The organism is Microbacterium sp. JZ31 (genome assembly GCF_016805985.1).
Taxonomy (GTDB): domain Bacteria; phylum Actinomycetota; class Actinomycetes; order Actinomycetales; family Microbacteriaceae; genus Microbacterium.
In genome coordinates, this window is the sequence record NZ_CP017661.1 from 2,782,747 (window position 1) to 2,804,092 (window position 21,346).

22 protein-coding genes are annotated in these 21,346 nt (G+C 70.2%); 9 read left to right on the top strand and 13 right to left on the bottom strand.

All coding sequences use genetic code 11. From position 1 onward, the window contains the following. Nucleotides 1-8: 8 nt before the first annotated feature. The 3 genes from BJP60_RS13235 to BJP60_RS13245 all read right to left on the bottom strand — a co-directional run bounded on the left by BJP60_RS13235 (nucleotide 9) and on the right by BJP60_RS13245 (nucleotide 3,119). On the bottom strand, nucleotides 9-1,532 hold the full coding sequence (locus BJP60_RS13235) for a tripartite tricarboxylate transporter permease (RefSeq protein WP_203136276.1): 1,524 nt from the start codon (nucleotides 1,530-1,532) through the stop codon (nucleotides 9-11). Between the two features lie 16 nt (nucleotides 1,533-1,548). After that, nucleotides 1,549-2,061, bottom strand: coding sequence for a tripartite tricarboxylate transporter TctB family protein (locus tag BJP60_RS13240; protein WP_203136277.1), 513 nt, complete (start codon nucleotides 2,059-2,061; stop codon nucleotides 1,549-1,551). A 71-nt stretch (nucleotides 2,062-2,132) separates the two neighbouring features. Then, nucleotides 2,133-3,119 (bottom strand): tripartite tricarboxylate transporter substrate binding protein, encoded by a 987-nt coding sequence (locus tag BJP60_RS13245; protein ID WP_203136278.1) that lies wholly within the window; start codon nucleotides 3,117-3,119, stop codon nucleotides 2,133-2,135. Between the two features lie 127 nt (nucleotides 3,120-3,246). Between BJP60_RS13245 and BJP60_RS13250 the strand changes: the two genes are divergently transcribed. The 7 genes from BJP60_RS13250 (at nucleotide 3,247) to BJP60_RS13280 (ending at nucleotide 10,421) form a co-directional block, all read left to right on the top strand. After that, nucleotides 3,247-4,134 (top strand): LysR family transcriptional regulator, encoded by an 888-nt coding sequence (locus tag BJP60_RS13250; RefSeq protein ID WP_203136279.1) that lies wholly within the window; start codon nucleotides 3,247-3,249, stop codon nucleotides 4,132-4,134. Nucleotides 4,135-4,251: 117 nt separating this feature from the next. Beyond that, entirely contained in the window at nucleotides 4,252-5,187 is a 936-nt protein-coding gene (gene kdgD / locus BJP60_RS13255; protein ID WP_203136280.1) for a 5-dehydro-4-deoxyglucarate dehydratase, read from the top strand. 16 nt (nucleotides 5,188-5,203) lie between these two features. Next, nucleotides 5,204-6,796, top strand: coding sequence for an aldehyde dehydrogenase (NADP(+)) (locus BJP60_RS13260; protein WP_203136281.1), 1,593 nt, complete (start codon nucleotides 5,204-5,206; stop codon nucleotides 6,794-6,796). After that, a complete protein-coding gene (locus BJP60_RS13265) occupies nucleotides 6,793-8,115 on the top strand; it encodes an enolase C-terminal domain-like protein (RefSeq protein WP_203136282.1) in 1,323 nt (440 codons plus the stop codon). The genes BJP60_RS13260 and BJP60_RS13265 overlap by 4 nt, the downstream gene beginning before the upstream one ends. A 114-nt stretch (nucleotides 8,116-8,229) precedes the next feature. After that, nucleotides 8,230-9,360: an L-talarate/galactarate dehydratase gene (locus tag BJP60_RS13270; protein WP_203136284.1), complete on the top strand. Its 1,131-nt coding sequence runs from the start codon at nucleotides 8,230-8,232 to the stop codon at nucleotides 9,358-9,360. A 29-nt stretch (nucleotides 9,361-9,389) separates the two neighbouring features. After that, nucleotides 9,390-10,064, top strand: a complete 675-nt coding sequence (locus BJP60_RS13275) for a FadR/GntR family transcriptional regulator (RefSeq protein ID WP_203136286.1) — start codon at nucleotides 9,390-9,392, stop codon at nucleotides 10,062-10,064. Between the two features lie 117 nt (nucleotides 10,065-10,181). Further along, complete coding sequence (locus BJP60_RS13280) at nucleotides 10,182-10,421, top strand: DUF3072 domain-containing protein (RefSeq protein ID WP_203136287.1); 240 nt, start codon at nucleotides 10,182-10,184, stop codon at nucleotides 10,419-10,421. 18 nt (nucleotides 10,422-10,439) lie between these two features. Here BJP60_RS13280 and coaA read toward each other — a convergent pair whose 3' ends face one another. Beyond that, entirely contained in the window at nucleotides 10,440-11,387 is a 948-nt protein-coding gene (coaA, locus tag BJP60_RS13285) for a type I pantothenate kinase (protein WP_203136288.1), read from the bottom strand. A 119-nt stretch (nucleotides 11,388-11,506) separates the two neighbouring features. Between coaA and BJP60_RS13290 the strand changes: the two genes are divergently transcribed. After that, nucleotides 11,507-12,439 (top strand): Ppx/GppA phosphatase family protein, encoded by a 933-nt coding sequence (locus BJP60_RS13290; RefSeq protein ID WP_203136289.1) that lies wholly within the window; start codon nucleotides 11,507-11,509, stop codon nucleotides 12,437-12,439. Nucleotides 12,440-12,526: 87 nt separating this feature from the next. On the opposite strand, the gene glmM is transcribed toward BJP60_RS13290, so the two are convergent. The 7 genes from glmM to BJP60_RS13325 form a co-directional block, all read right to left on the bottom strand. After that, complete coding sequence (gene glmM, locus BJP60_RS13295) at nucleotides 12,527-13,882, bottom strand: phosphoglucosamine mutase (RefSeq protein WP_203136290.1); 1,356 nt, start codon at nucleotides 13,880-13,882, stop codon at nucleotides 12,527-12,529. Between the two features lie 14 nt (nucleotides 13,883-13,896). Further along, complete coding sequence (rpsI, locus tag BJP60_RS13300) at nucleotides 13,897-14,364, bottom strand: 30S ribosomal protein S9 (protein WP_203136292.1); 468 nt, start codon at nucleotides 14,362-14,364, stop codon at nucleotides 13,897-13,899. 23 nt (nucleotides 14,365-14,387) lie between these two features. Beyond that, a complete protein-coding gene (gene rplM / locus BJP60_RS13305; RefSeq protein WP_203136294.1) occupies nucleotides 14,388-14,834 on the bottom strand; it encodes a 50S ribosomal protein L13 in 447 nt (148 codons plus the stop codon). A gap of 350 nt (nucleotides 14,835-15,184) precedes the next feature. After that, nucleotides 15,185-15,886 carry a hypothetical protein gene (locus BJP60_RS13310; protein WP_203136295.1) on the bottom strand — a complete coding sequence of 234 codons (702 nt, stop codon included), beginning with the start codon at nucleotides 15,884-15,886 and terminating at the stop codon, nucleotides 15,185-15,187. Further along, entirely contained in the window at nucleotides 15,883-16,833 is a 951-nt protein-coding gene (locus BJP60_RS13315; RefSeq protein WP_203136296.1) for a hypothetical protein, read from the bottom strand. The genes BJP60_RS13310 and BJP60_RS13315 overlap by 4 nt, the downstream gene beginning before the upstream one ends. A 7-nt stretch (nucleotides 16,834-16,840) precedes the next feature. Next, the gene (locus BJP60_RS13320) at nucleotides 16,841-18,307 is read right to left on the bottom strand and encodes a polysaccharide biosynthesis tyrosine autokinase (protein WP_203136297.1); all 1,467 of its coding nucleotides are present in this window, start codon (nucleotides 18,305-18,307) and stop codon (nucleotides 16,841-16,843) included. Next, nucleotides 18,298-18,951, bottom strand: coding sequence for an arsenate reductase/protein-tyrosine-phosphatase family protein (locus tag BJP60_RS13325; RefSeq protein WP_238439661.1), 654 nt, complete (start codon nucleotides 18,949-18,951; stop codon nucleotides 18,298-18,300). The genes BJP60_RS13320 and BJP60_RS13325 overlap by 10 nt, the downstream gene beginning before the upstream one ends. On the opposite strand from BJP60_RS13325, the gene BJP60_RS13330 reads away from it, so the two are divergent. Continuing rightward, the gene (locus tag BJP60_RS13330) at nucleotides 18,841-19,878 is read left to right on the top strand and encodes a CPBP family intramembrane glutamic endopeptidase (RefSeq protein ID WP_238439438.1); all 1,038 of its coding nucleotides are present in this window, start codon (nucleotides 18,841-18,843) and stop codon (nucleotides 19,876-19,878) included. The two genes, BJP60_RS13325 and BJP60_RS13330, sit on opposite strands and share 111 nt — an antisense overlap. 52 nt (nucleotides 19,879-19,930) lie before the next feature. Here BJP60_RS13330 and BJP60_RS13335 read toward each other — a convergent pair whose 3' ends face one another. Beyond that, a complete protein-coding gene (locus BJP60_RS13335; RefSeq protein WP_203136299.1) occupies nucleotides 19,931-20,647 on the bottom strand; it encodes a hypothetical protein in 717 nt (238 codons plus the stop codon). 12 nt (nucleotides 20,648-20,659) lie between these two features. Continuing rightward, complete coding sequence (locus BJP60_RS13340) at nucleotides 20,660-21,343, bottom strand: D-glucuronyl C5-epimerase family protein (protein ID WP_203136300.1); 684 nt, start codon at nucleotides 21,341-21,343, stop codon at nucleotides 20,660-20,662. Nucleotides 21,344-21,346 lie beyond the last annotated feature (3 nt).

Consider the following 21,346-nt stretch of genomic DNA (forward strand, 5'->3'; position numbering starts at 1 on the left):
CGCCCCCGTCATCGGCGACCGACGAGTTCGCGCTCGTCGCGCTTGCCTGCCCGGCGGCGCCGAAGCGTGGACTGAATCACCGGCAGGACCGCGACGACGATCGCGAGCACGATCAGGACGCCGGAGATCGGCCGCGTGAGGAAGCCCGTCGCGTCGCCGTCGAACAGCAGCAGCGAGCGGCGGATGCTCGACTCGAGCAGCGACCCGAGGACGAACGCCAGCACGAGCGGACCGGGCTCGAAGCCGAACTTCTTCATCAGGTACCCGAGGCCGCCGAACGCGACGACGAGACCCACGTCGAACATCGAGTTGTTGATCGTGTACGCGCCGACGAGCGTGATGAGCGCCGTGATGGGCGCGAGGATCGCGGCGCGGACGCGCAGGATCCGGACGAACAGGCCGACGAGCGGCAGGGACATGATCAGCAGCAGGACGTTGCCGATGTACATGGAGTTGACGACCCCCCAGAACAGGTCGGGATGCTCGTCCACGAGCTGTGGGCCGGGCGTCACGCCCTGGATCAGCAGGGCGCCGAACATCAGCGCCATCGTGGCGTTCGCCGGGATGCCGAGCGTCAGCAGCGGGATGAACGAGCTCGTCGCCGCCGCATTGTTGGCGGTCTCCGGTCCTGCGATACCCTCGACCGCCCCGTGGCCGAAGCGCGACGGGTCCTTCGCGCGCCGCTTCTCGACCGCGTAGCCCGCCATGGACGCGATGGTCGCGCCGCCGCCGGGCAGGAGGCCGAGCAGGAAGCCCAGCACGGATCCGCGGGCGAACGCCCCGGACGACTGGCGCAGATCGGCGCGGCTCGGCCAGACGTTGGCGACGCGCGCGGGCGCCATCGTCTCGGCGCGGTGCCGCTCCTCCATGTTGTGCAGGATCTCGCCCAGGCCGAACAGTCCCATCGCGATCGGCACGAAGTCGATGCCGTCGGCGAGCTGGATGCTGTCAAACGTGAAGCGCTCGGCCCCCGTGAACGGGTCCCGTCCGACGGTCGCGAGCAGGAGCCCGATGCCCGCAGCGATGATCGCCTTCAGCTTGGAGCCGCTCGAGATCGTCGCGACGAGCAGGATGCCCAGCAGCGCCAGCGCGGCGTACTCAGCGGGGCCGAAGTCGAGCGCCCACCCCGCGAGGATCGGCGCGAAGACCGTCAGCGCGAGGATCGAGATCGTGCCGCCGATGAACGAGCCGATGGCGGCAATCCCGAGCGCCGTTCCCGCGCGTCCGCGCTTGGCGAGCGCGTATCCGTCGAGCACCGTGACGACCGAGCTCGCCTCTCCCGGCAGGCGCAGCAGGACGGAGGTGATTGTGCCGCCGTACTGGGCACCGTAGAAGATGCCGGCGAGCATGATGATCGCCGTGACCGGCTCGATCCCGTAAGTGAGGGGCAGCAGGATCGCGATCGTCGCGGCTGGCCCGAGACCGGGCAGCACGCCCACGAGCATGCCGACGACCACGCCGATCAGGCAATACAGCAGGTTGAGGGGCTCGAAGACGGTCGCGAAGCCGTCGAGCACAGGCTGGAAGTCCATGGTGTCTCCGCGGGTGTCAGACGAGGTGGGGGATCGACGTCTTCAGCGCGACGACGAAGATCAGATAGAAGGCGGCGACGGTCAGGACGGATCCGAGGACCGTCACCAGCCAGCGCTCGTGTCCGAGCACGCGCAGCCAGAGGAAGGCGAGCAGCAGCATCGGGATCTCGAAGCCGACGATCGGCATCAGCATCACGAAGACGATCAGACTGGCGAACGCGATCAGCGTCATCCACGACGCGCGCTGGAACTTCTCGCCGTCGCCGCCGCGCCGGCCGACGACGGCCTGGACGAGCGAGAGGCCGATCACGACGATGCTGACGCCGAGGGGCCACAGTCCCGCACCGGGCTGAGCGGGCGTCCCGACGCCGAGGCCGACGGCCAGCACCACGCCGATCACGCCCACCGCTGCGGCGACGAACGAAGCCGCGAGATTCGCGACCGGACCGGCCGGCGGCGGGGTGTCGTCGATGGGAAGCGGCGTGGTGTCGTCCGCGGCCGGCACGGGAAGGCGGAACAGGTCGGCCATCGCGTCGTCCTCTCTGGATCGGATCTTCGTGCGGGCGAGCGCGGCCGGAACGACCCGGCCGCGCTCGCGGATCAGCCCTCGCCGAGCGAGATGCCGTTGTCCTCGACGAGCGCGCGGTACGTGTCGGCGAGCTCGGTCCACTCCGCCACCACCTCGTCGCCCGCGATCTCGTGCGGCGTGAGCAGGTTTGTCTCGTTGAGCTGCGTGTAGGCGTCCGTCTCCAGCGCGGCGTCGATGGCCGTGACGAGCGCCTCCTGGACGTTCTCGGGCAGGCCCTCAGGACCGGCGACCGCACGGAACTGCGAGACGGGGATGTCGTAGCCGACCTCCGTGGCGGTGGGGACGTCGGGGAGGAACTCGTTGCGCTCCTCGGAGAACGTCAACAGCGGCACGACGGTGCCGGCGTCGATCTGCGGCTTCGCCTCGCCGAGCTGGATGGTCGCGACCTGCACCTGGTTCCCCATGACGGCGGTCAGGGCGGGAGATCCCGAGTCGAACGGCACGGCCGTTCCCTCGATGCCCGCCTCCGCGAACAGCGCCGCCTGCGCGAGCTGCGAGCCGGTGCCCACGCCCGTGGTGCCGTAGGACAGGTTCTCCGCGGTCTCGAGGTCGTCCAGGCTCTCGAGGCCGGATTCGGCGCTCGCGACGAGCACGTAGTCATCCTGTGACAGGCCCTTCAGCACGGTCAGGTCGTCGAGGCTCACGGCCTCGTCCTGGCTCACGGCGAGCGGCGTGATCGTGATCAGCGATGCGTTCAGCAGCACGAGGTTGTACCCGTCGGGCTCCGCGGCCGCGACCTCCTGGGTCGCGAGGGCACCGTTCGCGCCGGGCTTGTTGACGACCGGGACGGACACGCCGAGCTCCTCCGCCATGCCCTCTGCGACCGCCCGCGCGATGAGGTCGGTCGAACCGCCGGCGGCCTGCCCGACGGTCAGGGTGATCGATCCGGTGGGGAACTCCTCGGCGTCGCCTCCCGAGGCGATGTTGCCGCCGCAGGCGGTGAGAGCGAGGGCGCCGGCGGCGAGGATTCCGAGCCCGGCGAATCGGATGGCGTTCATGTCGGGTCCTTTCGTGGGCGTCGATGCCCGCTTCGCATCCCCACTGCAGTGTGAGGCAGGTCCACGTTAGGCAGCACGGTGAATGCACGTCCAAACCCGTTTCCGCATGGCGCGATACCCTCACGGCATGACTTTCACGCTGGATCAGGTGCGGTGCTTCATCGCGGTGGCCGAGGAGCTGCACTTCGGCCGCGCCGCCGAGCGCCTGAGGATGACCCAGCCCCCGCTGAGCCGGCAGATTCAGCGCCTCGAGGCCCTGCTCGGCGTGAGCCTGCTCGATCGCAACAACCGCCGGGTCGTGCTCACAGAGGCCGGCGACGCGTTCCTCCGGGAGAGCAGGGAGATCATGGCGAGCGTGGAGCGCGCGCCCGCCACGGCGCGCGAGGTGGCGGCGGGCCGCAGCGGCGTGGTCCGGATCGGCTTCACCGCTGCGTCGGGGTACAGCGTCCTGGGCCCGCTGCTGAACACGATCTCCGAGGCGCTCCCGCACGTGCGGATCGAGCTCGAGGAGCTCGTCACAGGCCAGCAGACGTCGGCACTGGAGGACGGATCTCTCGACATCGGACTCGGGCGCCCCCCTTTCGACGCGGAGGAGTTCGACTCCCGCCTCCTGCTGGCAGAGGACCTCATGCTGGCGGTGCCCACGGGCCACCCACTGGCGGAGCTCGATGCGCCTCCGACGCCCGCGCAGCTGCAGCGCGAGCGCCTCATCATGCACTCCCCCACCCGCGCGCGCTATTTCTACGACCTCGCCGTGCGCATGCTTCCGGTGGACCACGGACGCGTGGAGCACATCGTGAGCCAGATCGCCACGATGGTTGCTCTGGTGGGCGCGGGCCGCGGCATCGCGTTCGTTCCCGAGTCGGCGCGGGCGCTCGGCATCCACGGCGTCTCGTACGTCGACCTGGGGCCCGTCGCGCACGACGTCGTGCAACTGCATGCCATCTGGAGCCGCTCGAGCGCGAACCCGGCCCTCGCGCGCGTGATCGATCTCCTGGACGACATTCGCGAGTGATACCCCGAGCGCATCGAGCTATCCAGATTCGGGCTTGGACGGGTATGGGATGCGCCGCCTAGCGTGGCAGGCAACCGATCGACGCCGGCGTCACCGGCATTGCCCTCAGGAGCACACGTGGCACGTTTCACCCCCTCAGAGCTCGCGGCCCATCTGAAGGACGGGCTCCTCTCCTTCCCCGTGACCGCCTTCACCGCGGATCTCGCCTTCGACGAGCGGACCTTCCGCGAGCACGTGGAATGGCAGTCCAGCTTCGACGTCGCGGGCCTGTTCGCCGCCGGCGGCACGGGCGAGGGCTTCAGCCTGAGCCCGGCGGAGTCGGCGGCCGTCGTCCGCGCGGCGGTCGAGTCGTCGCGCCCCGAGGTCCCCGTGCTGGCTTCCGCGGGCGGTGCGACATGGCAGGCGGTCGAGAACGCGCGTGCCGCCGAACAGGCGGGTGCCGAGGGCCTGCTCATCCTGCCCCCGTACCTGACCGAGTGCGACCAGCAGGGCCTCGAGGCCCACGTCGACGCGATCGCCGCGGCCACGCGCCTTCCCCTGATCGTCTACAACCGCGCGAACGGCGTGTACGCGGCGGAGACGGTGGCCCGCCTGGCGGACAAGCACGAGACCTTCATCGGCTTCAAGGACGCCGTCGGCGACATCGAGCACCTCGCGAAGGTCTACGCGCGCAACGGCGACCGCCTGTTCTACCTGGGCGGCCTGCCGACCGCCGAGACGTTCGCGCTCCCGCTGCTGCAGATGGGGCTGAGCACGTACTCGTCCGCGATCTTCAACTTCCTCCCCGAGTTCGCGCTCGACTTCTACCGCGACGTGCGCGCACAGGACCGCCCCGCCGTGACGGAGAAGCTCACGCGCTTCGTGCTGCCGTACCTCGAGATCCGCGACCGTGTCCGCGGCTACGGCGTCTCGATCGTGAAGGCGGGCCTGCGTGTCGTCGGCCGTGACGCCGGGCCGGTCCGCCCGCCGCTGCAGGATCTGACGGAGCAGGACCTCACCGACCTCCGCGCGCTCGTGGAGCGCGCACGCGTCCGCCAGACGGCCGCGATCTGACCGGAAAGGACACCTCATGACCGAGCTGACCGGCCACTCCCTGATCGCCGGCGAGCGCGTCGCCGGCACCTCCGGCACCGTGCACGGCGTCTCGCCCGCAACGGGCGAGCGCCTCGAGCCGGCGTACACGCTGCTCGATGCCGACCAGGCCGCCGCCGCCACGGCCGCCGCCGCCGAGGCCTTCGCGTCGTTCTCGCGCCTGGAGCCCGCGAAGCACGCGGCGTTCCTCGAGGACGTCGCCGACCGCATCGACGCCCTGGGCGACCGGCTCGTCGAGCGGGCGTCGCTCGAGACCGGGCTGACGCGCCCCCGTCTCGAGGGCGAGCGGTCGCGCACCAGCAACCAGCTGCGGCTGTTCGCCCAGGTCGTGCGCCAGGGCGACCACCGCGGTGCCCGGATCGACCCCGCGATGCCGGACCGCACGCCCCTGCCGCGCGCGGACATCCGCCAGCGCAAGGTGCCGCTGGGTCCCGTGCTGGTCTTCGGCGCCTCCAACTTCCCGCTCGCCTTCTCGACGGCCGGCGGCGATACCGCCTCGGCGCTCGCGGCGGGATGCCCGGTCGTCTTCAAGGCGCACAACGCCCACCCCGGCACGAGCGAGCTCGTCGGCGACGCGATCGCCGAGGCCGTCGCGGCGCACGGTCTGCATCCCGGCGTCTTCTCGCTGGTCTACGGCCCCGGCTCGTCGATCGGCCAGGCGCTCGTCGCGGACCCGGCGATCCAGGCCGTCGGCTTCACGGGATCGCGCGCCGGCGGGCTCGCGATCGTCCGGACCGCGCAGAGCCGCCCCGTCCCGATCCCGGTCTACGCCGAGATGAGCTCGGTCAATCCCGTGTTCATCCTCCCCGGCGCGCTCCAGGGCGACGCCGAGCGGCTCGCCGCCGATTACGTCACGAGCGTGAGCGGCTCGAGCGGGCAGCTCTGCACGCAGCCGGGCATCGTCTTCCTGCCGCACGGCGAGGACGGCGACCGCTTCCTCGCGGAGGCGGGGCGGATCGTGTCCGGCTCGGATGGCCAGGTCATGCTGACGCCGGGCATGGCCGGCGCCTGGCGCGACGGCGTCGCGACCCGCGCCGGCCGCCGGGGCGTGGAGACGGTCGCGCGCGGGCCCGAGGGACCGGGCGAGAACGCGCCGGGCTCCGTCCTGCACGCGTCGGAGATCTCCACGTTCCTCTCCGACGACGAGCTGCAGGGCGAGATCTTCGGAGCCGCCTCGCTCGTGGTCCGCTACGACGGCGCCGGCGACCTCGCCGCCGCGGCGGCGCACCTCGAGGGGCAGCTGACGGCGACCATCCACCTCACGGACGCGGACCATGTGATCGCGGCCGAGCTGCTGCCGGTGCTCGAGCGCAAGGCCGGACGGATCCTGGCCAACGGGTGGCCGACGGGCGTCGAGGTCGGGCACGCGATGGTGCACGGCGGCCCGTTCCCGGCGACCTCGGATGCGCGCACGACGAGCGTCGGCACGCTCGCGATCGAGCGCTTCCTGCGACCCGTGGCGTACCAGAACATCCCGGATGCGCTGCTTCCCGCTCCCTTGCAGGACGCGAATCCGTGGAACCTCAACCGCCGCATCGACGGCGCGATCCAGCTGAGCGAGGAACGATGAACCCGACGATCGCACGCGTCGAGGTCGTACCCGTCGCCGGGCACGACTCGATGCTCCTGAACCTGTCGGGAGCGCATGGCCCGTTCTTCACGCGCAACATCGCGATCCTGACCGACTCGGAGGGGCGCGAGGGACTCGGCGAGGTGCCGGGCGGGGAGGCGATCCGCGCCACGATCGCCGAAGCGGGACAACTGCTGATCGGCCGACCCGTCGCGCGGTTCCGGTCGCTGCTGCGCGCCGTCGCAAGCGCGTTCGCGCATCGCGACGCGGGAGGACGGGGACTGCAGACCTTCGACCTGCGCACGACCGTGCACGCCGTCACGGCGCTGGAGTCGGCGCTGCTCGACCTGCACGGCCAGGCGCTCGGGGTCCCCGTCGCCGAGCTGCTCGGCGCCGGTCAGCAGCGGGATGCCGTGCCGATGCTCGGCTATCTCTTCTTCATCGGAGACCCGGATCGCACGGACCTGCCATATCTGCGCGAGCCCGACGGCGCCGACGCGTGGGCGCGCGTGCGCCGCGAGGAGGCGATGACGGCGGATGGCGTGGTCCGCCTCGCCGAGGCCGCGCGCCAGCGATACGGCTTCCGCGACTTCAAGCTCAAGGGCGGCGTGCTCGACGGCGACGCGGAGGTCGACGTCGTGACGGCGCTCGCCGCGCGGTTCCCCGATGCCCGGATCACGCTCGATCCGAACGGCGGATGGCTGCTCGAGGACGCCGTGCGCCTCGGCGAGCGCCTGCGCGGCGTCGTGGCATACGCGGAGGATCCGTGCGGCGCGGAGGGACGCTTCTCCGGTCGCGAGGTGATGACGGAGTTCCGTCGTCGCACCGGGCTGCGGACGGCGACGAACATGATCGCGACCGACTGGCGCGAGATGGCGCACGCGGTGCGCGAGAACGCGGTCGACATCCCCCTGGCGGACCCGCACTTCTGGACCATGGCCGGATCGGTCCGGGTCGCCCAGCTGTGCGCGGACTTCGACCTCACCTGGGGATCGCACTCGAACAACCACTTCGACATCTCGCTGGCGATGTTCACGCACGTGGGCGCGGCGGCCCCGGGCGAGATCACGGCGCTCGACACGCACTGGATCTGGCAGGACGGCCAGGAGCTGACGACCGCCGCGCCGCTCATCCGCGACGGCGAGGTGAAGGTGCCCGCCGCACCCGGTCTGGGCGTCGAGCTGGATCGCGACCGCCTCGCCGCCGCCAACGCGCTGTACCTCGAGCACGGTCTCGGCGCGCGCGACGACGCGATCGCGATGCAGTACCTGCTGCGCGAGTGGGTCTTCGACCCCAAGCGCCCCTGTCTCGTGCGCTGACCTCCGTCCCAGGGCCCGTCGCTCCGCGAGGAGGCGACGGGCCCTTTCGCATCGCTACCTGTATGACAGCTTTGTCATCTGTCTGCTAGGTTGAGAGCGACTCGAGGAGGAGCCATGACCTATACACCCGACGCCATCCGCACGATCACTCTCTCGACCCTGCGCCTACCGCTCGCCACCCCCATCTCCGACGCGAAGGTCTTCACGGGCCGGCAGAAGCCCATGACCGAGGTGGTGTTCCTGATCGCCGAGATCGAGACCGAGCAGGGGCACTCGGGGCACGGCTTCAGCTACTCCAAGCGCGCCGGTGGACCGGCGCAGTACGCGCACGCGCGCGAGGTCGCGCAGACTGCCATCGGGGAGGACCCCAACGACATCCAGAAGCTCTACACGAAGCTGCTCTGGGCGGGAGCCAGCGTCGGACGCTCGGGCGTCGCCACACAGGCACTCGCGGCGATCGACATCGCGCTGTACGACCTCAAGGCGAAGCGCGCGGGCCTTCCCCTGTCGAAGCTGCTCGGCGCCCACCGCGACTCCGTGCGCACGTACAACACGTCGGGCGGCTTCCTCAATGCGTCGATCGACGAGGTGCGCGAGCGCGCGTCGCGATCGATCGAGGAGGGCATCGGCGGCATCAAGATCAAGGTCGGACTGCCGGACAGCGCCGAGGACCTGCGCCGCGTGCGCGCGGTGCGCGAGCACATCGGCGACGCCGTTCCGCTCATGGTCGACGCCAACCAGCAGTGGGATCGCGCGACGGCTCTGCGCATGGGCCGCCGCCTGGAGGAGTTCGACCTCGTCTGGATCGAGGAGCCGCTCGACGCCTACGACGCCGAGGGCCACGCGGATCTCGCCCGTGCGCTCGACACCCCCGTCGCCACGGGCGAGATGCTGGCGTCCGTCGGGGAGCACGAGCGGCTCATCGCGGCACGATCGTGCGACATCATCCAGCCGGATGCGCCCCGCGTCGGCGGCGTCACGCCGTTCCTGCGGCTCATGACGCTGGCCGATCAGGCGGGCCTGGACCTCGCCCCGCACTTCGCGATGGAGATCCACCTCCACCTGGCCGCGTGCTACCCCCGAGAGCCGTGGGTCGAGCACTTCGACTGGCTCGACCCGCTGTTCGAGGAGCGGCTGGAGACCCGCGACGGTCGGATGATCGTGCCCGACCGCCTCGGTCTCGGCATCACGTTCAGCGGTCAGGCACGCGCCTGGACGACCGATTCGGTGACGATCGGCCGTTGACCGCCGATCCCCCGTGGGACGATGACCTGATGAGCCGATCGCGCGCCGAGGAGATCGCCCGGACCCTCGCCGATCGCATCGTGGACGGCACGATCGCCTCCGGCGACAGACTGCCGAGCGAGGGCCGTCTCGTCGACGAGTTCGGCGCGAGCCGCACCGTCGTGCGCGAGGCCCTCCACCGACTGCAGTCGCTCGGGCTGGTGCGCACCCGGGTGGGGTCGGGAAGCTATGCCCTCACGCCGCCCTCGGCGTCCGCCGGCGACGACTGGCTGTCGGCACGCGGCGAGTCCGAGCGCGATGAGCTCCATGCGTTCCGCATCGCAATCGAGGCGGAGTCCGCGGCGCTTGCCGCACGCGCGCCCTCGGAGGCCCACCTGCGCGCGATCGACGTGGCCCTGACCGCGCTCGCCGAGGCGACGCTGCCCGTGGAGACGGTCGACGCCGACTTCGCCTTCCACCGCGCCGTCGCCGCCGCCTCGGGCAACCGGTACCTGCTGACGGCGCTGGACCGCATCGGCGCGCGAGCCATCGTGCTCCCGTCGGCGCGCATCTCCGACGCCGAGCGCGACCCGGCGGACGCCGGCGCGGTGCTCGCCGAGCATCGCGCCGTGGCGAGCGCGATCCGGCTCCGCGATCCGCTCGCCGCGGCCGCGGCCATGCGCGCCCACCTGGTCGCCTCGGCCGCGCGCCGATCCGCTCCCTGACGGGCGATCGGAGCGCTCGCACCGGGCCGGGGCGCGCAACTCGTCTGGCACGCGGCCGGGTCGTTCCGCGCGTCAAGCCCCTTCCCGCGGGGGCGATGCGCAGGTTTGATCGATGGCATGACGGATGCAGACGAGACCCCGGACACCCTTGGTGCGGCCGACTCCGGCGCCGACCCCGCGGCGAAGGACCCGTCGACGTGGGTCACGGGCGACGAGCCGATGACGGCCCCGCAGCGCAGCTATCTCGACACGCTGGCGCGCGAGGCCGGCGAGGAGATCCCGGCCGACCTGTCGAAGGCGGAGGCGTCGGAGCAGATCGAGCGCCTCCAGGACAAGACGGGACGCTCCTCGGGCTGAACGCCCGCGGCTGCGGTGCTACAGCTTGCGCAGCAGCACCGAGTCGACGGAGTGATCCGCGCCCTTGCCCAGGATGAGCGAGGCGCGGTGCTTCGTCGGGAGCACGTTCTCGATCAGGTTCGGCAGGTTGATGTCGTTCCAATAGCCGCGCGCGGTCTCGATCGCCTCCGCGTCGGTGAGGTGCGCGAACACGTTGAAGTGCGAGGCCGGGTTGGAGAACGCCGCGGCCCGCAGCGCCTTGAACCGGTCGATGAACCACTGCTCGATGTGCCCGGCGTCGGCGTCGACGTAGATCGAGAAGTCGAACAGGTCGCTCACGGCGACGTCGTTCGGTGCGGGCGGCGGCTGCAGCACGTTGAGACCCTCGACGATCACCACGTCGGGGCGGCGCACCACCACGTGCGCGTCGGGCATGATGTCGTACTTCATGTGCGAGTAGAAGGGCGCGCGCACCTCCTCCGCGCCGCTCTTCACCCTCGTGACGAACTCGACCAGCGCCCGCCGGTCGTACGACTCGGGGAAGCCCTTGCGCCCCATCAGCCCGCGCCGCTCGAGCTCGGCGTTCGGGTAGAGGAAGCCGTCCGTCGTGACGAGCTCGACGCGCGGGGTGTCCGACCAGCGGCTCATCAGCTCGCGCAGCAGACGCGCGATGGTCGACTTGCCGACCGCGACGGATCCGGCCACGCCGACCACGAAGGGCGTCGTCGAGTCCTCTCGGCCCAGGAATCCGCTGACCTCGCTGCCGAGCCGCCGCGTGGTCTTCGCGTAGATCGACAGCAGCCTGCTGAGCGGCAGGTAGACCTCGCGCACCTCGGTCAGGTCGAGGCGGTCGCCGATGCCGCGCAGCTGCACGACCTCGGCCTCCGTGAGCGGCTGATCCATGCCCGCCGCGAGGCGCGACCAGTCGTCGCGCGCGATCTCGCCGTACAGCGAGAGCGGGGCCGGAACGAAGGATGCAGCGCTCATCCGCAACATCGTATCGGCCGCCCGTTCCGCCCCCTCGCCCGACGCCGCCCGGCGAGGATGCTCTGCGGGCCGGAACGCTCGGTCCGAGCCGGATCGGCAGCCCCGATAGCGTGGAACCCATGCGCCTCGGAGTCCTCGACATCGGTTCCAACACCGTGCATCTGCTGGTGGCCGATGCTCATCCGGGCGGCCGCCCCCTCGCGACGTCGAGTCACCGCACGGTGCTGCGGCTGATGCGCTACCTGACGCCGTCGGGCGCGATCTCGGACGAGGGCGTCACCGCGCTGGTCGGCGCCGTCACGACCGCGCGAGCACTCGCCGCGGATGAGAACGTCGCCGAGCTGCTGCCCACCGCCACGTCGGCCGTGCGGGAGGCGGCGAACGGTCCCGAGGTGATCGCGCGGCTGGAGGAGGCGCTCGGCCAGCCGCTGCAGGTGCTGGGCGGTGAGACGGAGGCGCGCTTCACGTTCCTCGCGGTGCGGCGCTGGTTCGGCTGGTCGGCGGGGCGCATCCTGCTGTTCGACATCGGCGGCGGATCCCTCGAGATCGCCGCCGGAGACGAGGACCTGCCGGAGTACGCCGAGTCCGTCCCGCTCGGAGCGGGCCGGATGACCCTCGCCTACCTCATGGAGGATCCGCCCGGCGAGAAGGCCGTCGCGCGCCTGCGCGAGCACGCCGCCGAGATCCTGGCGCCGGTCGCAAAGGGGCTGAAGGGCATGGCCAAGCCGGATCATGTGGTCGGGTCGTCGAAGACGATCCGCTCGCTCGCGAAGCTGGCCGGCTATCCGCGCCCGGGATGGTCGGGCATCGAGCGCATGGTGCTGCCGCGCCAGTCGCTGGGCCAGTGGATCCCGCGTCTGGCGCGGATCCCGTCGGCCGTCCGCAAGGAGCTGCCCGGCATCACGCCCGAGCGCACCGTGCAGATCACCGCCGGCGCGGTCGTGCTGCACGAGGCGATGAAGGCCTTCGGCGTGAGCGAGCTGGAGGTCTCCCCCTGGGCGCTGCGCGAAGGCGTCATGCTGCGCTACATCGAAGAGCTCGGCTGGGCCTGACGGGCGGCAAGCCCGGGGCGTTTCGACTCGCTCCGCTCGCTCTACGAAGAGGAGGATTCGACACCCGCGCCGGGTGCCCCGCGAGGGCTACAGGGCGAGCCGCTCCCGCACGACGTCGGCGAGGCGCTCCGCGGCGCGCTGGGCGGTGGCCTCATCCGCTGCCTCGACCATGACGCGCACGAGCTGCTCGGTGCCGGATGCGCGCAGCAGCACACGGCCGGTGTCGCCGAGCTCGGCCTCCACCTCGCGCACCGCATCCTGCACGCCCTCGTCCGCGACGCGGGTGCGATCGACGTCCTTGACGTTGATGAGCACCTGCGGGTAGACGGTCATGATCGACGCCAGCTCGGCGAGCGACTTCCCCGTGCGGGCCATCTCGGCGAGCAGGTGCAGGCCCGTGAGCAGGCCGTCGCCGGTCGTGGCGAACTCGCTCATGATGACGTGACCCGACTGCTCGCCGCCGAGCGAGTAGCCGCCCTCGTTCATCGCTTCGAGCACGTAGCGGTCGCCCACAGCGGTCTGCAGCACGGTGATCCCGCGCTCGCGCATGGCCCGGTGCAGACCGAGGTTGCTCATGACGGTCGCGACGAGGGTGTCCTTCGCGAGGACGCCGCGCTCCTTCATCGACGCGGCGAGGATCGCCATGATCTGATCGCCGTCGACGACGCGCCCCTGCGCGTCCACCGCGAGGCAGCGATCCGCGTCGCCGTCGTGGGCGATGCCGACGTCGGCTCCCACGGCGACGACGGCTTCGGCGAGATTGTCGAGATGCGTCGATCCGACGCCGTCGTTGATGTTGATGCCGTCGGGCTCGGCGCCGATCACGGTGACCTTCGCCCCCGCGTCGCGGAAGGTCTCGGGCGAGACGCCGGCCGCCGCGCCGTGGGCGCAGTCGAGCACGACGTGGATGCCGTCGAGTCGGTTGGGCAGAGACTGCAGCAGGTGCAGGACGTAGCGGTCCTCGGCGTCGGCGAAGACCCTGATGCGCCCCACGTCGGCGCCGGTGGGCAGCAGCTTGTCGTCCGCGAGAGCGGCTTCGATGCGGCGCTCGACCTCGTCGGGGAGCTTCACCCCGCCGCGCGCGAAGATCTTGATGCCGTTGTCGGGCGCCGGATTGTGCGACGCCGAGACCATGACGCCGAAGTCCGCGTCGCGGTCGGCCACGAGGAAAGCCAGACCCGGCGTCGGCACGACGCCGGCGTCGTAGACGTCGATGCCCGATGCGGCGAGGCCTGCCGACACCGCGGCCGACAGGAACTGGCCGGAGATGCGCGGGTCGCGGCCAATGACGACCTCCGCGCGACGGCCGGCGGCCCGACGGGCCTCGGCCGAACGGCCCTGGCCCAGGACGACCGCGGTCGCCTGGGCCAGGGACAGTGCCAGATCGGCGGTGAGGGTGCCGTTGGCGAGCCCTCGCACACCGTCCGTGCCGAAGAGCGGCATGGGAGCCGGCAGCCTCAGCGCTTCGAGAACTGCGAGGCCTTGCGGGCCTTCTTCAGACCGGCCTTCTTGCGCTCGATGACGCGCGCGTCGCGCGTGAGGAAGCCGGCCTTCTTGAGGGTCGGACGGTTGTTCTCACGGTCGATCTCGTTCAGCGCACGAGCGATGGCGAGGCGCAGCGCGCCGGCCTGGCCCGAGGGGCCGCCGCCCGAGATGCGGGCGATCACGTCGTAGGCGCCGCCGAGGCTGAGCACCGTGAACGGGTCGTTGATCAGCTGCTGGTGCAGCTTGTTCGGGAAGTAGTCCTCGAGCGTGCGGCCGTTGACCGTGATCGTGCCCGAGCCCGGGACGACGCGCACGCGGGCGATGGCCTGCTTGCGGCGACCCACGGCGGCGCCGGAGACGTTGAGGACGGGACGGGGAGCGTCGACGGCCTCGGTGGCCGGCGTCTCCGTGGAGTAGTTCTGGGTGTCGATGTCAGTCACGTTGAATCCTTGGATGCCGGCGCTTACTGGGCGACCTGGTCGAGGGTGTACGTCTTGGGCTGCTGCGCGGCGTGCGGGTGCTCGGCACCCGTGTACACCTTCAGCTTGGCGAGCTGCTGACGGCCGAGGCTGTTCTTGGGGAGCATGCCACGGATGGCCTTCTCGACAGCGCGGACCGGGTTCTTCTCGAGCAGCTCCGAGTACGACACGGCCTTGAGGCCGCCCGGGTAGCCCGAGTGACGGTAGGCCTGCTTCTGCTGAAGCTTCTGGCCCGTGAGCGCGACCTTGTCGGCGTTCACGATGATGACGAAGTCGCCCATGTCCATGTGGGGGGCGAACGTCGCCTTGTGCTTGCCACGCAGGAGCGCGGCGGCGTGCGAGGCGAGGCGGCCGAGGACGACGTCGGTGGCGTCGATCACGAGCCACTCGCGCTGGGCCTCACCGGCCTTCGGGGTGTAAGTGCGCGTCACAGTAGTGCTGCTTTCTTTTCGAACGGAGTCGTTCGTGAATCCCACTCCGGGGCCGTTCTCCCGGCGATGCCGGGCCAACGAGCCGGTGGAGGGCTCACGTTCGCTGTGCCCGCAGTGGGCACCAAAGGACGATCCTACCACGCTCCCGGCTCGACCCAACTCCCGCGCCCCCTTCAGCCGGTTGCGCCAGGAAGCTCGACCCCTCCAGCCGTTGAGCGAGGGACCTCGACCCCTCCAGCCGGTTGCACGAGGGTGCCGCGACCCCTCCAGTTGGTTGAGCGAGGGAGCGAAGCGACCGAGTCGAAACCGCCAAAACCCTGCCCCGGCCTTCACCCGACTGCCGGGGCCCTTCACCCCGCAGCGACCTCAACGGCCGTCACGACATCCCCGCTCCACACGTACAGCTTCCCGTCCGCGTGGTCGATGGCGATCGGATCCGCCGGGTCCAGTGCCGGATCGCACGCCGTCCAGGCGTCGCCCGAGAACGCGACCCCGTCGCACCCCTCGTCGTCGCGCGCGACGTATCCGCCGTCCGTGGTGGCGAGCACCCCCGCCACCGGCTCCTCCACCGCGAACTCGACCGTCACCGGGCTCTCCCACGATTGCCCGTCGGCGGCCGTGACCTGCTCGGCGACCCCGCAGGATCCGTCGTCGGTCGCGATCACGATGCGGGCCTGGTCGCGCGCGTCGCCGGGCTCGAGCGCCAGCAGCTGCGCGGCGCCGGCGGGCGTCGCGGTGCGCCACACGACGGCGTCGGCCGTGCGCTCGAGCTTCGGAGGGATGCCGTCGGTGCAGGATCCGGCGGTGCCGCGCCAGAGCACTCCCCCGCCGTCGAGTGCGAGGAAGCGGCGCTCCGGATCCGCCGGCAGCGGCGACGTGGTCGGCGTGGGCTCCACCCCGACGAGGGGCTCGGCGGTGTCGGAGGGCGCGGGCGCCGAGGCCGGCACCGGCCCGCCCATCAGCCGGGGCGCGATCAACACCACCGCCACGAGCGCGAGCGCCAGCAGAACGGCGTACCGCGCCCAGCGGCCGACGATCATCATCCGGGTCATCCGGCGGCGCCTTCCGGCAGCGCCGTCGCGAGCAGCTCGTCGCCGGTCCACATCCGGATCGCGTCCGTCACGTCGAGCGCGAGCGGGAAGCGCGGGTCCACGCCCTGCTGGCACGCGGCGGGCTGTGCCGCTCCGTCCGTGACCGCGGAGAGCTGCACGCCGTCGCAGTCGGTGGTGACGTGGGCGACATAGAGCCCGCTCTCCGTCACGGCGACGGCGACCGCGGTGGGAACCTCGCGGTCGATCCATTCGCCGCCGCCCCATTCGAAGGCGCTTCCCTCGCACACCAGGGCCAGGCGGCCCCCGCCGCTGCGCACGCTGCGCGGCTCGGCGCAGGGGGCGTCGATCGCACCCCCAGGGGTCACGATCGTCGCGACCGCGTCGGGCGCCGCGTAGGTCGTGGCGGCGAGCAGCTCGGCATCGTCCTCCCAGAACGCGCCGTCGCTGAACGTGCGCATGGCGCGCACGTCGCACGGGTTGTCCGCCGATTCGCCGTCGAGCACGGAGGCGACGGCGTCCGCCTGGTCCTGGGCGAAGTCGTCGAGGCTGACCAGCTCGGTGATGCCGCGGTAGGTGGGGGTGACATCCGTCCACGTCACCCCGTCGTCGATGGACCGCTCGATCAGCGGCGCGGTGCCGTCCTCGCAGGATCCGGCGGTGCCCCGCCAAATCACGCCGTCCGTTCCCGCGGCGAGGTAGCGCTCGTCCGCACGTGCGACGACAGGCGGCGCGGTCGCCGATGCGACGGGCGTCGGCAGCGCGGTCTCCGTCGCCCCGGTCGTGGGCTGGTCCGACGGCGTGGGCGCGACCGGCGAAGTCGCCGGTCGCGCCGCGGGGGCCGACGACACGCGCTGCATGGCCAGCACGGCCAGGATGACCACGATCACGGCGAGCGCCGCGACGATCGCGGCGCCCGTCCACGCTCTGGCGACTGACGGACGGGCCACGGTCGTCTCACGCGGTGTCTCTGACCTGCTGCGCGCCGCTCGTGCGGCGGCGCACACCCTCGGCGGCCGGCGCCGGGGCGGCGTGGCGTCGGGCGGGCTCCTTGGGCTCCTCGACCGCGTAGCCATAGCCGTAGCCGTACCCGTAGCCGTAGTCGTAGGCATCCGGTCCGCGCGTGGGCACCATGGTCAGCACGAGGCCCGCGATGCGCGCGTCGACGGTCTCGAGCGCGTCGAGCGCCCCCGCGAGCTGGTTGCGGTGCGTGGCGCCGGCGGCCACCACCACGATCGCGCCGCTCGTGCGCTTGGCGAGCACGGCGGCGTCCGTCACCGGCAGCAGCGGCGGCGCGTCGAGGATCACGATGTCGGCGTCGCGGCTGAAGTCCTCCAGCAGCTGCGCCATCGGAGCCGAGCCGAGCAGCTCGCTCGGGTTCGGCGGGATCTTGCCCGAGGGCAGAATGTACAGCGACCGGCGGCCCCACTTCTGCAGTACGTCGGTGAGCTCGGCACGACCGATCAACACGTCGGTCAGACCCACGCCGCCCTCTATGCCGAGGTACTCGGAGACCTTCGGCTTGCGCAGATCCGCGTCAATCAGTACGACGCGCTTGCCGGCGTCCGACAGGGCGATCGCGAGGTTCACGGCGGTTGTCGACTTGCCCTCGCTCGGCACGCTCGAGGTGATGACGAAGCTCTTGCCGTGCTCGATGTCGAGGAATTGCAAGTTGGTGCGCAGGGTGCGGAAGGCCTCGCTGCGCGGGTTGAGCGGATCGGCCTGCAGGATGAGCGGGCGCTCCTTGGCCTTCGGATCCAGCGGGATCGCGCCAATGATCGGGCGCTCCGTCAGCGCGACGACATCGCGGCTGGAGCGGATGCGCGTATCCATCACCGTGCGCAGCACGGCGAAGCCGACGCCGAGCGCGAGGCCCACGAGGCCGCCAAGTGCGAGGTTCAGCGGAACGTTCGGACTGACCGGGGCCTCGGTCGCGATCGCGGTGGTGATCGGCGTGACCTTGACGGGACTCGACTCGGTGCCGGGGAGCGTCTCGACCTCGTCGATGGCGGCGGTGAGCTCGTTCGCGATCGCGTTGGCGATGTCGGCTGCGACGGCGGGCGAGGCGTGGGTCGCGGTGATCTGGATGACGGTGGTCTCGAGTGGACTGCTCACGGAGACGGCGTCTGCGAGTTCCGCGGCGCTGTCGCCCAGCGCGAGATCGGCGATCACCGGGTCGAGCACCTTAGGCGAGGTCGCCAGCTGGACGTACGACGCCACCCGCTGCTGCGTGTAGATGTTGCCCTGCTGCAGTTCGGCGCTCGAGGAACCCGCCTGCGACGATACGAAGATCTCGCTCGACGATTCGTACAGCGGCGTGCGCGTCAGCGAGTACACCGCCGCGGCTCCGATGCCCATGAGGGTGATCACGGCGATGATGATCCAGTTCTTGCGAAGGATCCGGAGGTAGTCGCTCAGTTCCACGAATGCCTTTCGGTTCGCGCCCATGTTCCCACACGCGGCTCTGTCGATCCGCTGGTTGCGGCGCCTTGTGGTCCGGAGGCGATGTCCGCCGCGACAGGGGGCGCCACGGACACGCCTCCGGCGGCGACGCGGATCACGCGTGCGACATCTGCGATCGCCGGCACGAGCTGGGACGTGCTGAGCAGATAGGTGTCCCACGGGCGCCGGTAAGGGTCGACCACGTCGTCGTCCGCGGCGGAGGGGGGCGGATCGATCGTGCCGCGCAGGCTCGAGACGAATGCCAGAACGCGGCGCAGACGCTCGTGCGGATCACCGGATCCCGCAGCCGCTTCGGCGAGCTCGGCGTCCGTGGCTTCGTGCCCGAGCCGGGCGAGCTCGCGCAGCGTGAAGGTCGAGCGCAGCCGCCGCGGGACCAGGTCGACGATGGCATGACGGTGCTCGCGCGCCATCGCCAGGACGAGATCCGCGTCGCCGAGGATCTCCTCGCTGGCGAGCCGCGCGCGGTGTGCAGAGATCACCTTAGACGTCAGTCCATGCTCGAGGGCCAGGCGCGTCGTCTCGTCCGTCGTCGGGTGGCCGACGAGTGCACGCAAGCCCGCGCTCTCGACGACGACGTCGGTCCCTTTGAGGCTCTCGGCCAGCAGAAGCGCGGCGAGCGGCGACCGGCAGACGTTGCCGGTGCAGACCGTGAGGATCCGCAACATCACCGACCTCCGGATACCTTGGGATTGTTCGACGTCTCCGCGATGCTATCGCCCGAACAGAGGGCCGAAATGGATCAGCACGACATCCGTGACCCAGATCACGTTGACCTCTCTTCGCGCATCTCTGCGATCGATCCGCCGCAGCGGCGCTCGTCGCGCTCGTCGAGCATGCGCACGTGGCGCGCGGGCAGCCGCACGGCGCGCAAGTGGGACCTGCAGCTGCTGGCCTGGGCGGCGATCTGCGTGGGCGCCGGCGCGATCGGATCGGTGATCGTCCGCACCCTGCTTCCGGGAAGCACGGGCTCGATCCTCGGCGCTCTGACTTGGTGGGTCGCGATGGCGGTACCGGTCGTGATCGCATTCCGCCGCTCCCGCCCGCGGGGGCTCCTCGTTTTCCGCCCGTCCGACATCCTCTACGGCATCGTCTTCGGCGTGACCCTGCGGATCATCGAGGGCTGGTTGGCGGTCGCCGCCGGTGGCAGCGGCGCGTTCCCGGCGTATCCCACGATCGACGGCCGTCTGCCCGACCTCTGGTGGTTCGGCGAGCTGCTCGGGCCCGTAGCGATCGCGCCGGTGCTCGAGGAGTTCCTGTTCCGCGGCGTGATCGTGGTGACCGTGTACCGCCTTGCCCGACGCGGGCTGGATGCCGCCGCGCTCGCGGTGGTGGCGTCGACGGCCGCCTTCGTCGCGATCCACGCGATCACGGGCATGGCCTCGTGGGCAGAGCCCGTCTCGCTCTCGCTCGTGGCGATCACCTGCTCATTGCTCCTGCTGCTCACCGGCCGCATCTGGGGCGCCGTGCTGGTGCACGTCGTGTTCAACGCGACTGCTGTAGCGCTGGCGCTCATCGGGACGCTAGCCGGCTAAGTACCGCTGGTTTGCTCGCATGAGGCCATGGGAGCCGAACGCCTCAGACAGTTCAGCCCAGAACAACGCCCTGGCTTGAAGCGGCGATCCAATAGTCTTTCCAGACTCCGTTCTTAACGCGGAGATACGTGACACCGTTCATAACGGTACGCATGTCTACATGAGCCCCAGAATTCGCGGTCAGGGTAAAAGTCTTGGTACTGCTCCGGAGGCCGAGAGCATTGAACCGATAGCCGGAATAGGTGCCCTTCTGGAACCGGAGCAACCTTGGCAGGTCGAAGCGATACGTTTCGACCTGCAACTTGACGAACGACCTGTCAGCAGTCTCTCGCACCCATAGATTGGCGAGTGTTCCCGAGGAGACTTTCAGCCAGACACCATCGCGACCGGCCACCCTCTGGCGGCTGGTCATTGCGACCGCCTCAGCCATCGTCACGTCGATGTCCCTCTCGGCGGTTACCTCCCCCGTTGAATCCACCGCGACGACATTATGCCTGCCCGAAGCGATGTACCCTCTTCCGCCGTGTTGTGACGCCGGATAATCGCTGATGAGGTTATCACCAGCCAGGGCCAGGCTGAACGCACCAGTCATGTTGTACAACTGGTACATCTGCCCGGTATGTACAATGTGATAGCTCGGATACATGTACTGCTGATTCGCAAGACTGTACCGACTTATCCAGCCCGGGTTCCGAATCTTGGACATGTGCCCCTCAACCGCCGTCACGCCGCCTCGGAAGAGGTCCCTCGCCTCCGTGGATCCAGTCAAGCGATGATAGTCTCATACACCGTAAATTGCGAAAATGTGTCCGTTGACGGATCTGTCGGCACCCGGATCCTTGGCATACTCCTCGAACCAAAGGTATCCCTCGTCATCAACGTTAACCGTCCAAGGAGAACCGGCCGCTCTGAGATTCTTGAAACTCGCGAATAGCTGATCGGCGACCGTTCGGTATCGCTCATTTCCTGTGGCCTCATACAAGCGCACAAACGCGCTCAGTGCCTGCCCTTGGGCCATCGCGGAGTACCAAGGCGCGATCATCATGTCGCTGCGATCGCCGTGTAGCGCCCAATCGAAAGGGTAAGGCAGGTACATGGCATCTCTCGCGATTACCGCGTTATCGATCAGACGCTCAGCATGGGCGATGATCCGTGCGAGGTATTCGGGATCGCCGTTGTGTCCATAGCTGCTGAGGCGCGTCAGCATGAACTGTGCTTGCAGGACGGGATGGTCAAATTCTTCCCCTCCAACAACTCGCACGGAAACGCCTTCGTCGTCGTAGGTATTCGTCCCTTCGAGCGGCCCGGGGCCAGCGGCGATGTATGGCCACATGCTCTGAGGAAGTTCGCGAATCGCGTAAGCGTTCTGACGATAATTCACGTTCACCGCGTTGGCAGACGCCGGCGCGGGCTCGGTCACACCCGTCACGACGCACATCGAGAGAATGGCGAGCGCGGCGACCATCGC